General features: G+C 42.9%; 14 protein-coding genes. 5 read left to right on the forward strand and 9 right to left on the reverse strand.

Going from position 1 to position 13834, the window contains the following annotated elements; genetic code table 11:
- Positions 1-26: 26 nt before the first annotated feature.
- Positions 27-1367: a PTS sugar transporter subunit IIC gene (locus JCM16456_RS17825; protein ID WP_068717029.1), complete on the reverse strand. Its 1341-nt coding sequence runs from the start codon at positions 1365-1367 to the stop codon at positions 27-29.
- 28 nt (positions 1368-1395) lie between these two features.
- Positions 1396-1710 (reverse strand): PTS sugar transporter subunit IIB, encoded by a 315-nt coding sequence (locus JCM16456_RS17830; RefSeq protein WP_068717031.1) that lies wholly within the window; start codon positions 1708-1710, stop codon positions 1396-1398.
- A gap of 302 nt (positions 1711-2012) precedes the next feature.
- Between JCM16456_RS17830 and JCM16456_RS17835 the strand changes: the two genes are divergently transcribed.
- Positions 2013-3317 carry a PTS sugar transporter subunit IIC gene (locus tag JCM16456_RS17835; protein ID WP_068717033.1) on the forward strand — a complete coding sequence of 435 codons (1305 nt, stop codon included), beginning with the start codon at positions 2013-2015 and terminating at the stop codon, positions 3315-3317.
- Between the two features lie 116 nt (positions 3318-3433).
- Here JCM16456_RS17835 and JCM16456_RS17840 read toward each other — a convergent pair whose 3' ends face one another.
- A complete protein-coding gene (locus JCM16456_RS17840) occupies positions 3434-4591 on the reverse strand; it encodes a hypothetical protein (RefSeq protein WP_068717035.1) in 1158 nt (385 codons plus the stop codon).
- Positions 4592-4944: 353 nt separating this feature from the next.
- Between JCM16456_RS17840 and JCM16456_RS17845 the strand changes: the two genes are divergently transcribed.
- Positions 4945-5364 carry a GNAT family acetyltransferase gene (locus tag JCM16456_RS17845; protein ID WP_068717037.1) on the forward strand — a complete coding sequence of 140 codons (420 nt, stop codon included), beginning with the start codon at positions 4945-4947 and terminating at the stop codon, positions 5362-5364.
- A gap of 56 nt (positions 5365-5420) precedes the next feature.
- On the opposite strand, the gene sufE is transcribed toward JCM16456_RS17845, so the two are convergent.
- Genes sufE through JCM16456_RS17875 form a run of 6 tightly spaced genes read right to left on the reverse strand, consistent with a single transcriptional unit; the run spans position 5421 to position 10897 of the window.
- Positions 5421-5834 carry a cysteine desulfuration protein SufE gene (sufE, locus tag JCM16456_RS17850; RefSeq protein WP_068717039.1) on the reverse strand — a complete coding sequence of 138 codons (414 nt, stop codon included), beginning with the start codon at positions 5832-5834 and terminating at the stop codon, positions 5421-5423.
- Positions 5831-7072: a SufS family cysteine desulfurase gene (locus JCM16456_RS17855; RefSeq protein WP_068717041.1), complete on the reverse strand. Its 1242-nt coding sequence runs from the start codon at positions 7070-7072 to the stop codon at positions 5831-5833. The genes sufE and JCM16456_RS17855 overlap by 4 nt, the downstream gene beginning before the upstream one ends.
- Positions 7065-8336: a SufD family Fe-S cluster assembly protein gene (locus tag JCM16456_RS17860; protein ID WP_068717042.1), complete on the reverse strand. Its 1272-nt coding sequence runs from the start codon at positions 8334-8336 to the stop codon at positions 7065-7067. The genes JCM16456_RS17855 and JCM16456_RS17860 overlap by 8 nt, the downstream gene beginning before the upstream one ends.
- The gene (sufC, locus tag JCM16456_RS17865; RefSeq protein ID WP_068717044.1) at positions 8311-9057 is read right to left on the reverse strand and encodes a Fe-S cluster assembly ATPase SufC; all 747 of its coding nucleotides are present in this window, start codon (positions 9055-9057) and stop codon (positions 8311-8313) included. Before sufC ends, JCM16456_RS17860 begins: the two co-directional genes overlap by 26 nt.
- A gap of 5 nt (positions 9058-9062) precedes the next feature.
- The gene (sufB, locus tag JCM16456_RS17870) at positions 9063-10526 is read right to left on the reverse strand and encodes a Fe-S cluster assembly protein SufB (RefSeq protein WP_068717046.1); all 1464 of its coding nucleotides are present in this window, start codon (positions 10524-10526) and stop codon (positions 9063-9065) included.
- Positions 10527-10528: 2 nt separating this feature from the next.
- Entirely contained in the window at positions 10529-10897 is a 369-nt protein-coding gene (locus JCM16456_RS17875) for an iron-sulfur cluster assembly accessory protein (RefSeq protein WP_068717048.1), read from the reverse strand.
- Positions 10898-11066: 169 nt separating this feature from the next.
- Between JCM16456_RS17875 and nrdH the strand changes: the two genes are divergently transcribed.
- Genes nrdH through nrdE form a run of 3 tightly spaced genes read left to right on the forward strand, consistent with a single transcriptional unit; the run spans position 11067 to position 13828 of the window.
- Complete coding sequence (gene nrdH / locus JCM16456_RS17880) at positions 11067-11291, forward strand: glutaredoxin-like protein NrdH (protein ID WP_068717050.1); 225 nt, start codon at positions 11067-11069, stop codon at positions 11289-11291.
- Between the two features lie 13 nt (positions 11292-11304).
- Positions 11305-11718, forward strand: coding sequence for a class Ib ribonucleoside-diphosphate reductase assembly flavoprotein NrdI (gene nrdI / locus JCM16456_RS17885; RefSeq protein WP_068717053.1), 414 nt, complete (start codon positions 11305-11307; stop codon positions 11716-11718).
- The gene (gene nrdE, locus JCM16456_RS17890; RefSeq protein WP_082712367.1) at positions 11696-13828 is read left to right on the forward strand and encodes a class 1b ribonucleoside-diphosphate reductase subunit alpha; all 2133 of its coding nucleotides are present in this window, start codon (positions 11696-11698) and stop codon (positions 13826-13828) included. Before nrdI ends, nrdE begins: the two co-directional genes overlap by 23 nt.
- The last annotated feature ends 6 nt before the right edge of the window (positions 13829-13834 follow it).

The raw sequence follows: 13834 nt of genomic DNA on the forward strand, positions 1-13834 counted from the left end.
AATCCGCTAGATTAAGTGTGAAACAATTAGTGACTTGATGCTGGGGTTCCGTGCATTTTGTGCTCTTTTTTCTCTTTTTCTTCTGCCGCCTCTTTTGCAAGTAATTGCTTTTCATAGGCTTTTAGGAATGGCAAATACATTAACGCCGCAGAACACATACAAAACAGTGACAGTACTACTGGACTCACGGCCCAATTTGCTGCCCAAGATGCCCCAATAGGACCTGGGGTGGTCCATGGTGTGAGAGAGACCACGCGAGCGACCAAGCCTAAGTCGACCGCAAACCATGCAAAGACTGCGTTGACCATAGGGACAAGAATAAATGGCAGGAAGAAGACCGGGTTCATGATAATGGGCGCACCAAACAAGATGGGTTCATTGATATTAAATAGCCCAGGGACGATGCCCATTTTGCCTATGGTTCTTAAGTGAACCGCTTTTGAGCGCATGAGTAGAATGGCAAGAGGTAAGGTTGAACCCACACCACCAATTAACAGGTAGTGATCCCAAAAGCCTTGTAAGAAAATATGAGGCATAGTGGTGGCGCCTGCGGCCATCGCCATTTGGTTGGCGGATAAGTTTGCCATCCAGAATGGATTCATGATCCCGGTGACGATAAGTGAACCGTGGATCCCTGCAAACCACAAAATCTGACAGATAAACACCGCAAGCAACACAGCGGGTAATGAATCTGATGCAGAAACAAGCGGTTGAATCAATGCCATGATCGCTTGCGGAATGATCATGCCCGTTTCCGCTTCAATAAAGAGGTTAAGCGGATGGAGTGTGAGAATGATGGCCAGCACAGGAATCAAGATTTCAAATGAACGAGCGACACCGGTTGGCACTTCTGGTGGCAGTTTTATGGTGATGTTTTTGCGTTTGAGTAAACCGTATACTTCCGTGGAATAAATCGCGGTAATGATGGCGGTGAAGATCCCTTGTCCTGATAGGTATTGCATTGAAATGGTGCCATCTTTTAGCGGCGCAGCAACCAACAAAAACGACATCAAAGACAATAAGCCAGTGGTAAGTGGGTCAAGGTTATGGTGACGAGCCAAACTTGCCGCTATCCCAACAGAGATGAACAGGGTCATAACCCCCATGCTCAAATTGAACGGTAACATCAACTGATCACGATACTTGGCTGATAGGTCAAGCCAACCACGGGCGAATGACCAAGTCGTATCCGCAGAAAATGGTGGAAAGACGAACACCAAGATAAATGAACCAACGATCATAAATGGCAAGGCAGCAATGAAACCATCACGAATTGCCATTACGTATTTTTGTTGTCCCATTTTGGCGGCAACGGGTGACACTTTCTGTTCGATAATGTCGACCATGTGATTGTATAGGGTACTCATATTATTATCCTGAAGTTAATGGATTCTGTTATGCATGTTCGTTTATCAGGTCGAGTGCAAAATGCAGAACTTTCTCTCCGTTTTGCATGCCGTAATCCATCATGTCGATGGGTTCTACGCTGATGCCGTAAGGGTCTGCAATCTTTTGTAAGTCAGGTTTCATGTACTTAACTTGAGGACCTATGAGTACCACTTCGTAATCGGCAACATGATTACTAAACTCCGAAGCACCAAAGGCATCAATTTGTACTTCTATCCCTTCTTGTTTCGCGGCGGCTTCCATTTTCTTTACCAGCATTGAAGTCGACATCCCTGCAGAGCAACACAGCATAATTTTGTTCATAATTCGTACTCCTTATCGATTTAACAATGTCACTATGCGCCTTTAGAAACCATTTGGAAACCGGTTTCCAAATGGTTTCTAAAAGAGTGTGAAAAGGATCATTAAATTGAGAACAGGGAAGAAACAAAATTTGATCTGATTAACAAATAACCGCTGCGCATCTGATTTTTTGGGAAAAATGTCCGCCTATTTGTTCTTATGAATGTGTGATCGGTTAATTATCAATTCCTTAATTAATGTGAAAAGATAGTCTAGTTGGATAAACGGTTTCCGAAAGTGAAAACCTTCAACAGGAGGTTGCTATGAAACATATTATCACTCGGCTATTAACGATTAATTTAGACCATTATGTCGCGCCAACGGCTCGTATGATCAGTTCTAGCGTTCATATCAGTGCACTTCGTGATGGATTTCAATTATCTATGCCGTTTATTTTTATCGGCTGTTTGTTTGTGCCATTTATGTTTCCATTGATGAATGTCCCAGACCAGATCATGAGTAGTTCTTTGTGGTGGGAAGATTTTTTGATCACGATTCGACCTATTATATTACCGACTTACAAATTAACGTTAGGTATGGTTGCGTTAATTGTCGCATTTGGTGTTGCCACGAGTTTAGCTAAGCAGTATCACCTTCCCGAGCGGTTATCGGGATTAACGGGCAGCATGGCATTTTTATTGTTATCTGGGGTTGCCGATAGTCAGAGTATTGATATTCGGTATTTAGGTGGTTCGGGGATATTTACAGCGCTGGTGGCCAGTTTATATGCAGTTGAAATCATTCATTTATGTATTCTTAAGGGCTGGTATATTCGTATGCCAGAAGATGTCCCGCGAATTACAGTACAAACCTTTAAGTTGCTTATTCCTATATTTATCGTATTTGTAAGTGTATCAGTATTTAATAGCTTACTAGAAAGCAAAGTCGGTATGCATTTACCCCAGGTAATCGAACAGCTATTTCGACCCTTGGTATTGGCTTCTGATAGTTTAATCGCAGTACTCATTTCCGTATTAGTTTGCCAACTACTTTGGTTTGTTGGTATACATGGTTCTATTGTGGTTACCGGTATAATGAATCCTTTTTGGATGACCAATTTATTGATAAATCAACAGGCTATGGAAAGTGGGAGTACATTACTACCACATATTTACACTGCGTCTTTTTGGGATTTTTTCTTGTTGATAGGTGGGGTCGGTTCAACGCTGCCATTGGTGTATCTCGCGATTAAAAGTCGATCGAATCAAATAAAATCAATCGGTAAAGTGGCGCTTATCCCTTCAATTTTTAATATCAACGAGCCAATTTTATTTGGTTTTCCCATTATTATGAATCCAGTATTTATTATTCCGTTTATCGGTGTGCCTCTGATTAATGCTACCTTAGTTTGGTACCTTACTTCAGTTGATATTCTTGATCGTGTGGTAATGATGTTGCCTTGGACACTACCCGCACCGATTGGTGCCGCATGGGCGGCTAATGGCAGCATTAACAACGCATTGATGACGATTATTGCCATCTTGATTTCTTACTTTTGTTACGTGCCGTTTTTTCGCACGCATGAACGGATGGTGCTTGAGCAGCAAGAGAAATTACATACAAAGTAATGTGAAGAGGCCGTTGCTATAGGTCAAATTACCGCAACCCCATTTAGTCAACGGTTTTGGCTAGGCTAAATGGGGTGCGTTTATGTAAGTAACTAACTATGTAAGTAACCAACGTCCTAAAAATGGAAATCGATTTGGGTTCGGAATAGATCGCGATAATGCGCTTCAGTTGCACGATTACGCTGTTGAACCGAGTAGAAGGTTTCCCAAATGACATTACGCATCAAGACATACTTCGCACCAAATATCCAACCTTTTGCATCACCTGGTAATGAACCCCATTCATCATCATGGGAGTAATCACCATAAGCCTCAAAATCAATATATCGTGTATATAAGCTATAACTTCCCACTTTTTCTAAATCGGTCTGTTTATAGTCAATCCGGTATTCTTGGCTGGTGTTGTAGTCATCTGCATCGGTCATAACAAAGGCGCCGCGCAGCAAAATATCGGAAGTTGCCTGCATTTGCAGTTCGAATGCCCCCATATTTTCCATCTTTTGGTCGTCATTATGATTGTCATTCGTGGCGTAGGTTAAGCTGGTTTGCAAATTGTCGAGAATGCTACCGGTAATATTAAGCCCGGCTATTTGCGTTTCTTGCCCATTAGGCATGGTGACCAAATCACCTTGACGTGGACGCAGCCAAAACACCTTCGCATTCCAATCGTCTACCACGTCATAATCAAGTTGAATACCATCGGCGGCGTGGCCAAATGGGACAGCTTGGAAACCATATCCCCACCATTTTGTACCGAGGGCTACCCCAATATTGGCAGGGCGTCCTTCCACCCAGATTCTTTGTAATGTCCCATCTTGGTCGCTACTGCCTTTATCTCCGTCACGCCAAGATTGATCAACGGTATATCCTTTGCGTGTTTCGATTTGAAAACGAGCATCCCAAATATCGGAGACTTTCATTTTTCCTTCCAAATCCATATAAAAATGTTTGTTATTGGCGCCTGAACCGGTTGGTTCTGGATCATCGTGATCATATTTGGCACGGAAAAAACCAAAGATAGAAATTCGGTCCATCAGTTCTTTTAGCGATTGATAGGTTGCACCATTTTCAGCTTGATCATTATTTTTATATTGTGCTTTTAGTGCTTCGAGCTCTTGAAGTTGAACTTCATATTGATTTTGTAACTGTTCTATTTTTTGGATCTGTTCATTGGTTATTGCAGTTGAGGAAGTTTCAGCCGCTAAGGCATTGAATGATATGCAACTTAGCACTGCAAAATAGATTGTGGTCAGTTTAGGTAGAGTATTTTTCATTATATTTGCCCTTTGTTTGATGTTATTGAATCAAGATTACCCTTTTGATTCTCGGGTACCTCGTTGCGGCAGTATATAAACCCCACCATACTTATTTTGTGTTTGGTACCACGTATTTTCCCAAAATAAGGAAAATCTGGAAACCGGTTTCCATTTTTTTAGGGTTGATCACTATTATTGAGCTAAAAAGTGATCTTGCGTATTTATTGCGAGATAAACGCCAATTAGCAAAAACGGCGTGATACGTAACGCAATATGTGAGCGTTTTATTCAAGATTGCTATTGCTTTGTCAGCAATGATCAAGTTAATTTGGTTCGTATTATCAGATGGTTAATCTAAGGAGAGATAAGCTGTGATCATTACGCCCTATCAGTCTGAACATCAGGCGGCTGTCATTGAACTATGGAACGCATGTGGATTAGTTAAGCCTTGGAATGACCCTTCAAAAGATATTGAGCGTAAGGTGGCGCACAGCCCTGAGCTCTTTCTGGTTGGTTTAGTTGATGGCAAAGTAGTGGGGACGGTGATGGGGGGATACGATGGTCATCGAGGTTGGATTAATTACCTTGCTGTTAACCCTGATGCGCAGCAAACAGGGTTAGGACGAGCGTTGATGCAGGCTGTTGAAAGGCTTCTCCTTGCGCAAGGGTGCCCTAAAATTAACTTGCAGGTGCGCAGCACTAATACGCAAGTTATCACTTTCTATGAGAAGTTAGGCTACCAAGATGACCAGGTGTTAGGTTTAGGTAAGCGACTGATTGACGATGAATAAAGAGCCTTTAGTCGCACCTTTGAATAGTCTGAAAATTTGAATAAGTGGCATAAAATCTACGATGTTATATGCAATGCCCTTGAAGCAAATCTTTGTATTTTATTCACCATGGCATAAAGGCCCTGTTGTCGACTGGGCGTGAGGTGACTAGTCAAACCAAGCTGTTCAAACCAGTTATCTATATCAAAATCAATGATCTGCAAAGGAGTTTTTTCGTTAAATGCAATGCGGATTAATGCAATAAGCCCTTTGACGATCAATGTATCGCTGGTTGCATCAAATACGATCTGATAGTCGTTTTCCTCAATCGCTAACCAGACTTTGCTTTGGCAACCTTCAACTAGGTGGCGTTCACTCATTTTATCGCTTGGGTAAGGGGGTAAACGTTGTCCTAGCTCGATGAGATACAAATAACGTTCTTCCCAGTCATTACATCGTGCAAAGTTTTTGACGAGTCGCTCTGGTGTCATGTGGGTTGTCCTAATAATTGATTAATACGTTTTAATCCTTGTACCAAAGCATCAATATCCGACGATTGAGTGTACAAACCTATCGATGCGCGACACACAGCATTTTGTCCCAAACGTTTAATAAGCGGCATAGCACAATGGTGTCCGGTTCGTATCGCAATACCGTACTGGTCTAAAAATGCGCCGACATCGAACGCATGCACGCCTTTTAAGTTAAACGCCACGACACTGCTATCTCTTTGCCGGTCACCGTAAATTTCAATGTTAGGTACCAGATTAAGCTCTTCCATCAAATAGGCCATGATTTGTCTTTCGTGGTTGGTGATATTTTCAAAGCCAATCGATTCAAGGTAATCTATGGCTGCTGAGAGACCTAAAATGCCAGCAATGTTGGGGGTGCCAGCTTCAAAACACCAAGGCGCTTTTGCGTAGGAGGTTCCCATCGGCAGTGTCACCTGATTTATCATCGAGCCGCCGCCTTCCCATGGTTTCATGTATTCGAGTCGAGTATTGGCAACGTACAAAGCCCCGATGCCCGTTGGGCCATAAAGCTTATGTCCGGAAAAGGCGTAAAAATCACACCCCAAGTCCTGAACGTCGACCTTTTGATGTAATACCGCCTGCGCTCCATCGACGAGCACCGGTATACGTTGTTTGCGGGCAAGCTGTGTGATCTCTTTTATGTGGTTAACGGTGCCCAAAACATTGGAAACATGGCAAACCGCAATAAGTCGGGTTTTGTTAGTGGTCAAGCTTTTTAGTTCGTTTAAGTCTAATGTCTGGTCTTGACTCAAAGGCCACACCTTAATGACTGCGCCACACATTTCAGCCAATAATTGCCAAGGCACTAAGTTAGCGTGATGCTCCATTTCCGTAACAATGATTTCATCGCCTTCAGCTAGCAACGCACGTAAATAACTGTTGGCTACTAGGTTAATTGCTTCTGTTGTACCTTTAGTAAAAATGATGTTGCGATCTGCTTCGGCATTTAAAAATGTCGCCACATTATGCCGAGCGTGCTCCATATCCTTAGTCGCTTTATTGCTCAGATAATAAGCACCACGGTGAACACTGGCGTAGTCTTGGCAATAGTATTGTGTGATGCGATCGATTACACAGGTTGGTGTGTGGGCCGTTGCCGCCGTATCCAAATACCGCAACGTTTTTTGATGAACTTGTGTTTTTAACGCAGGAAAATCTTCAACCCAAGGGCTTTCAATTGCCGTCAGTTCAATCATTTTGTTTCTCTCTCGCTAAGCGGTTTTCCAACGTGTCGCAAACATATTGCCGAACAAGCGGGTGTCGAATCTTAAGTGCCACATCTGAGGCAAATGCCAAAGTCAGCATCTGTATCGCTTTTGATTTAGAAATCCCCCTAGCTCGCATATAGTCAATTTGTAGCGGGTCGATTTGTCCCGTTGTCGCACCATGGCTGCATTTAACATCATCGGCATAGATTTCTAATTGCGGTTTACTGTTTATCTGAGCCTGCTTACTTAACAGCAGTCCATGACAATCCATTTGTCCATCCGTTTTGATGGCATCAGGAGTAACGTAAATCATGCCTTCAAAAACCCCGTTTGACTGCTCTGTTGCCAAGGTTTTATGTTGCTGTTCACTTCGGCAGTGAGAGGCTTGATGACAGGTGTAGGTCCTAGTATCAAAGGTTTGCTTATGCTCTGGAGTGGATAGGCTATTTATTTCGACCTGGCCATTTTCCCCCATCAGATGGCTACTTGTTTGATGGCGACACAATAAGCCTGAGAGCAAAAATGTATTGGAAAACGCACAAGCATCACGAGATATCGCCAAGTCGTTATGGGAAAAGTGATGCTGTGTTGAAGACTCTTCAATCAATTTAGTATGATAAAAGCGTGCGCCATCACCCACATCGCAGGTTAGCCGAGAAAACGTTACTCCTCCGCCTTGCTCAAGAGAAATATGATGCTCAATCACTTCACATTCTGAGAGGTGACCAAGATTCACATGATGACGATAACTGCACACTTCTCCTCTAATACCGCTACTAATGTGCAATAAATAGATAGGTTTATTAATGACGTTGTTTGGCTCCACATCTAACCAAACGCCTGAAGTGGCTGTGGCATCACTCAAATAAGTAAAAGCATCTGGTTTTATTCCTTTTCTTAAACCGTGACGTTCAATATCACTGAGCTTTGACAAGGGGGTTACATCCACTTTAGGAATCCAGTCTGAGCAGCGAATCAGTAAGCGACCATCCAAAAAGACTAATCGATAACTATCGAGATTGAGGCTCAGGCTTTCATACGAAATGGTATCGTCTGAACGACAAGCGGCTGTTTGAAGGGGTAACTGCTCAAACTCTACTAATGATGTGTACTTCCATGCATCATCTTTAGGTCCAGGCAACCCTAATTGCACCATCTTTTGCCATTGCTTTTGCTGCCAGAGTTCAGATTGAACTAGGGAATGTAAGCGTTGAAGTGATGGAGTATCAGCATTCGTTAGTAAGCCAACCATAGCCACGTTCCTCTAGTTGTTTTGCTAACGTATGATCGCCAGATTTGATGATCTTGCCTTGGTATAACACATGAACAAAGTCGGGCTTGATGTAGTCCAAAATGCGTTGATAGTGCGTAACCATAATAAACGAACGCTGTCCGTCTCGTAGGGCATTAACGCCAGCAGAGACCGCTTTTAATGCGTCAATATCTAAGCCTGAATCGGTTTCATCCAAAATACACAGTTGTGGAGAAAGGACCGCCATTTGTAGGATGTCATTACGTTTTTTTTCACCACCTGAGAAACCTTCATTGACGGCGCGTTGTAATAAATCCATCGGCATCTTGAGAAGTTCGGCCTTTTCTTCGAGCAAATCTTCAAAATCAAAGCGGTCGATATTCTCTTGACCTCGATATTGACGAATCCCATTCAGGGCCGTGTTTAAAAACAGTTTGTTACTTACGCCGGGGATTTCAACCGGGTATTGAAACGCTAAGAAAATACCTTCTCCTGCACGTTCTTCTGGGGCTAATTCGGCGAGGTCTTTACCATTAAAAAGACATTGCCCCTGTGTAACTTGATACTCATCTCTGCCCGCTAATGCGGAAGATAGGGTACTTTTGCCCGAGCCATTTGGACCCATGATGGCATGCACTTCTCCGGGCTTTACGCTTAAGTTAATGCCTTGAAGGATGTGTTTATCCTCGACACTGACATGTAAATCTTTAATTTCCAGCATTTGGTTTATCCCACACTATGTTCAAGGCTGATAGAAAGAAGTTTTTGCGCTTCAACTGCAAACTCCAGAGGTAATTCAGAAAAAACGTCTTTACAAAATCCGTTTACAATCATGGAGATGGCGTCGTCTTCACTAATGCCCCTTTGTACACAATAAAACAATTGGTCTTCACCAATTCTTGATGTGGTCGCTTCATGTTCCACTTGGGCGGTTGGATTTTTCACTTCAACATAAGGAAAAGTATGCGCACCACACTGTGTCCCTATGAGCATGGAATCACACTGTGTAAAGTTTCGCGCTCCGGTGGCGCTAGGTAGAATTTTAACTAACCCGCGGTAACTGTTTTGACTTTTACCTGCGGAAATCCCTTTGGAAATAATCGTCGAGCGCGTGTTTTTACCAATATGGATCATTTTGGTGCCCGTATCCGCTTGCTGAGCACCACTTGTCAGCGCCACAGAAAAGAACTCTCCAACTGAGTTATCGCCTTTTAAAATAACACTTGGGTATTTCCATGTTATTGCTGAACCAGTCTCTGACTGAGTCCAAGACATTTTGCTAAAATCGCCTTCACATACCGCGCGTTTGGTTACAAAGTTTAAAATGCCTGCTTGCGATGTTTCTTCACCTGAGAACCAGTTTTGAACTGTCGAATACTTCACTTCTGCATGCTTGTGTATCACCACTTCTACCACGGCGGCGTGCAATTGATAGCTATCTCGCGTTGGCGCAGAGCAACCTTCGATATAGCTAACATAAGCTCCTTCATCCGCCACTAAAATGGTGCGCTCAAATTGTCCGGTCTTCGCTTGGTTGATCCGAAAATAGGTCGATAGTTCTCTTGGGCAGCGAACCCCTTTGGGAATATAAACAAAGGTACCGTCAGAGGCGACAGCGGCATTCAAAGCCGCAAAAAAATTGTCATCGGCAGGAACGACGGTACCAAGGTATTGTTTGACTAACTCTGGGTAGGCTTGAATGGCCTCACTAAAAGAGCAAAAAATAATACCCAGCTTTTTCAATTCGTTTTGATAGGTTGTGGCAACAGATACAGAATCAAAAATAGCATCAACAGCAATTTCAGCCCCTTCACGGACGGGCACGCCAAGTTGTTTGAACGCTTCTTCTACATCCTGTGTTAAGAATTCGTTTGATCCATCGTCTTGAGCTAGTGGATCACACTGGTCACAAGAGGGCGCTGAGTAATAGCTGAACTGTTGATAATCAAGGTTAGGGTATTGCGCTTTTAGCCAATGAGGTTCGTGCATTTTTTGCCATTTTCGAAAAGCATCAAGTCGGAATTCCAACATCCATTCAGGCTCATTACGCTTGGCGGAAATCGCCCTAACTACCTGCTCATTCAAGCCGACGGACAAAGTATCCGTCGACATATCTGTATAAAAACCTTCTTTGTATTGCGAGCGGGTGAGCATCGCTTCGACTTCTGATTGCGTTTCAACTGCGGGCATCATTAAACTCCGAAACTTTCGCCACAACCGCAGACGTTTTTCACGTTCGGGTTGTTGTACACAAAGCTGCTATTGAGACCTTGACGGACATAATCAATTTCGGTTCCGTCGACCATTGGCATGGCATTTAGTGCCACTAGAAACTCAACATTTTGCGAACAAAATTTAAGATCCGTCGACGCTGGTGAGTCTATTAGTGTTATTTCATACGCAAATCCGGTGCAGCCAGAAGGTCGTACACTCAAATGAAACCACTGTCCTTGCTCTGAAAGTTGCGCGATACGCTGTGCTGCAGGCTGACTTAACTCTAGGCCTTTCCAATCCATATCATGAATGGATATTTGATTTGACTCTGAACTATGAACGCTCATCTGGCATTCCTTATTCTGCATAAAACATGATAATGATATTTATTATCAACAAAATATCAACCATGGATTTTTTGCGGATTTAAATGTGATTCACTACATGTTGACATTGATAAGCCTATGGCTACTATATATAGATATCAAATGATAATCATTAACATTAAGGATAGGCATGGAAATCATCGTTTACTCAAAGTCTCAATGTGTTCAGTGCGCGGCAACGGTTAAATCCCTTGAAGCAAAAGGCATAAAACATCAGGTTATCGATTTAACTGAAAATCATGAGGCAATGAAAACTGTACAAGCAATGGGCTATAGGCAAGTACCGGTTGTTGTAGCGGGGAGTGAGCATTGGTGTGGCTTTCGCCCTGACATGATTAGCCGTATTTTTTCGTGAGTGTCACTGACGGATGATCGTTTATTACTCAAGTGCTTCCGGTAATACCGAGCGGTTTGTTGAAAAGCTAAACATGCCCGCTATTCGCTTACCGCAGACACGAACCCAAGACATACCGACTATTACACAGCCGTTTGTGTTGATATGCCCAACCTACGCCGATGGAGAAGGAAAGGGGGCCGTTCCTAAGCCTGTTATTCATCTCCTTAATCAAACTGCTATCCGCACATTATTGGTCGGTGTTATTGCATCGGGAAATCGCAACTTTGGAGAGTTTTTTGCTTTTGCGGGTTCAATTATCTCTCGCAAATGCAACGTTCCTTTGTTGTATCAATTTGAATTGGCTGGAACCCCACAAGACGTAAAAAACGTACGTCACGGACTGGAAAAATTTTGGAATCATCATGGACAAAACGTTCAACCATGAGCACTTGGATTACCATGCGCTCAACGCAATGCTTAACCTGCTAGACGAGCACGGCCACATTCAATTTAACGCCGATAAAGAAGCTACCCGGCAGTTTTTCTTACAGCACGTTAATCAAAATACCGTCTTTTTCCACCACCTAAGTGAGAAGCTCGACTATTTGATAAGTGAAGGGTATTACGAAGCAGAAATACTGACTCAATACCGCAATGAATTTATTGAACATATTTGGCAGCGTGCTTACCAAGTGAAATTTCGCTTTCGTACGTTTCTTGGTGCTTACAAATTCTTCACGTCTTATGCCTTAAAAACCCGTGATGGTAAGCGCTACCTTGAACGGTTTGAAGATCGCGTAGTGATGACCGCTCTAACTTTGGCGCGCGGAGACGAAGATTTCGCTATTTCTTTGATGGATGAAATCATTCATCAACGTTTCCAACCTGCAACCCCAACCTTTATCAACGCAGGGAAAGCCAGCCGCGGTGAGTTAATTTCCTGCTTTTTACTGCGAATAGAAGACAATATGGAGAGTATAGGTCGAGCGATCAACTCCTCATTACAACTCTCTCGACGCGGCGGAGGCGTGGCGCTATTACTCAGTAATTTGCGTGAACAGGGAGCCCCCATTAAAGGGATATTAAATCAAAGTTCTGGGGTTATCCCAGTGATGAAGCTACTTGAAGATAGTTTCTCTTATGCAAATCAATTGGGAGCAAGACAAGGTGCGGGCGCAGTTTATCTTAATGTTCATCATCCTGATATTCTGCAATTTTTAGATACTAAACGAGAAAATGCAGATGAAAAAATACGTATTAAGACATTGAGTCTTGGTGTGGTTATTCCCGATATTACCTTAGAGCTGGCCAAGCAGAATAAAGATATGTATTTGTTTTCGCCATACGATGTTGAACGAGTGTATGGTCTGCCTTTTTCTGAAATCAGTGTGAGCGAAAAATATTATGAAATGGTCGACGACTCGCGAATTCAAAAACGTAAGATAAGCGCGCGTGGATTGTTTCAAACACTGGCGGAAATACAGTTTGAATCGGGCTATCCCTATATTATGTTTGAAGATACTGTGAATCGCGCCAATCCGATTGAAGGTCGGATCAATATGTCGAATTTGTGTTCCGAAATTCTGCAAGTGAATGAAGCATCGAACTTTAATGATGATTTAAGTTACCAGAAACTGGGGCGTGATATTTCCTGTAATTTAGGGTCGATCAACATTGCGAAAGCCCTTGATGGCGGTAACCTTGAACGTACCGTGGATGTAGCTATTCAAGCGCTGACAGCGGTATCAGAAATGAGTGCCATCGACAGCGTTCCATCGATTCGTAAAGGAAACGATGAGAGTCACGCTATTGGGCTTGGGCAAATGAATCTTCATGGCTTTTTGGCGCGAGAGAAAATTCATTATGATAGTCAAGAAGCTATCGATTTTACGCAGGCCTATTTTGCCACCATTTTGTATTACTGTCTTACCGCGTCCAGTCGACTTGCACAGCAAAAAAAGACCACGTTTGATGGGTTTGCACAATCGACGTATGCCAGTGGCGCTTTTTTTGACAAGTACATAAAGGAAGATTTTCAGCCTCGCACGAGTACAGTCTGTGAGCTGTTTGAAAAGCTTGGCGTATCATCACCTAGCCGATCGGATTGGGCTGCACTCAAAGATCAAGTCATGAAACATGGCCTGTACAACTGTAATCTTCAAGCCATTCCACCCACAGGATCAATCAGTTACATCAATGATGCAACGGCTTCTATTCATCCAGTTACCGCCAAAATTGAAATTCGTAAAGAGGGTAAGATTGGACGAGTGTATTTCCCTGCGCCTTATCTTGATAACAATAACCTCGAATTTTATCGTGATGCTTATGATACTGGTCCAAAAGCGATTATCGATGTGTATGCCGCTGCCACACAGCATGTGGATCAAGGCTTATCCTTGACTCTATTTTTCAACGATAACGTGACAACGCGTGACATTAATAAAGCCCAAATTTACGCATGGAAAAACAACATCAAAACGTTGTATTACATTCGAATGCGTCAAAAAGCGATCGAAGGTACTCAGGTTGACGGTTGCGTCTCTTGCTCGCTCTAATTAAAG

Source organism: Vibrio tritonius (assembly GCF_001547935.1).
Taxonomy (GTDB): domain Bacteria; phylum Pseudomonadota; class Gammaproteobacteria; order Enterobacterales; family Vibrionaceae; genus Vibrio; species Vibrio tritonius.

Excerpts from the sequence above, each read along its gene's own strand:
- JCM16456_RS17825 (WP_068717029.1), bottom strand. The coding sequence starts at position 1,367 with ATGAGTACCCTATACAATCACATGGTCGACATTATCGAACAGAAAGTG.
- JCM16456_RS17835 (WP_068717033.1), top strand. The coding sequence starts at position 2,013 with ATGAAACATATTATCACTCGGCTATTAACGATTAATTTAGACCATTAT.
- JCM16456_RS17875 (WP_068717048.1), bottom strand. The coding sequence starts at position 10,897 with ATGAGCGTTCATAGTTCAGAGTCAAATCAAATATCCATTCATGATATG.
- sufE (WP_068717039.1), bottom strand. The coding sequence starts at position 5,834 with ATGACACCAGAGCGACTCGTCAAAAACTTTGCACGATGTAATGACTGG.
- nrdH (WP_068717050.1), top strand. The coding sequence starts at position 11,067 with ATGGAAATCATCGTTTACTCAAAGTCTCAATGTGTTCAGTGCGCGGCA.
- JCM16456_RS17840 (WP_068717035.1), bottom strand. The coding sequence starts at position 4,591 with ATGAAAAATACTCTACCTAAACTGACCACAATCTATTTTGCAGTGCTA.
- sufC (WP_068717044.1), bottom strand. The coding sequence starts at position 9,057 with ATGCTGGAAATTAAAGATTTACATGTCAGTGTCGAGGATAAACACATC.
- nrdE (WP_082712367.1), top strand. The coding sequence starts at position 11,696 with ATGGACAAAACGTTCAACCATGAGCACTTGGATTACCATGCGCTCAAC.
- sufB (WP_068717046.1), bottom strand. The coding sequence starts at position 10,526 with ATGCCCGCAGTTGAAACGCAATCAGAAGTCGAAGCGATGCTCACCCGC.
- JCM16456_RS17860 (WP_068717042.1), bottom strand. The coding sequence starts at position 8,336 with ATGGTTGGCTTACTAACGAATGCTGATACTCCATCACTTCAACGCTTA.
- JCM16456_RS17855 (WP_068717041.1), bottom strand. The coding sequence starts at position 7,072 with ATGATTGAACTGACGGCAATTGAAAGCCCTTGGGTTGAAGATTTTCCT.
- JCM16456_RS17830 (WP_068717031.1), bottom strand. The coding sequence starts at position 1,710 with ATGAACAAAATTATGCTGTGTTGCTCTGCAGGGATGTCGACTTCAATG.
- nrdI (WP_068717053.1), top strand. The coding sequence starts at position 11,305 with ATGATCGTTTATTACTCAAGTGCTTCCGGTAATACCGAGCGGTTTGTT.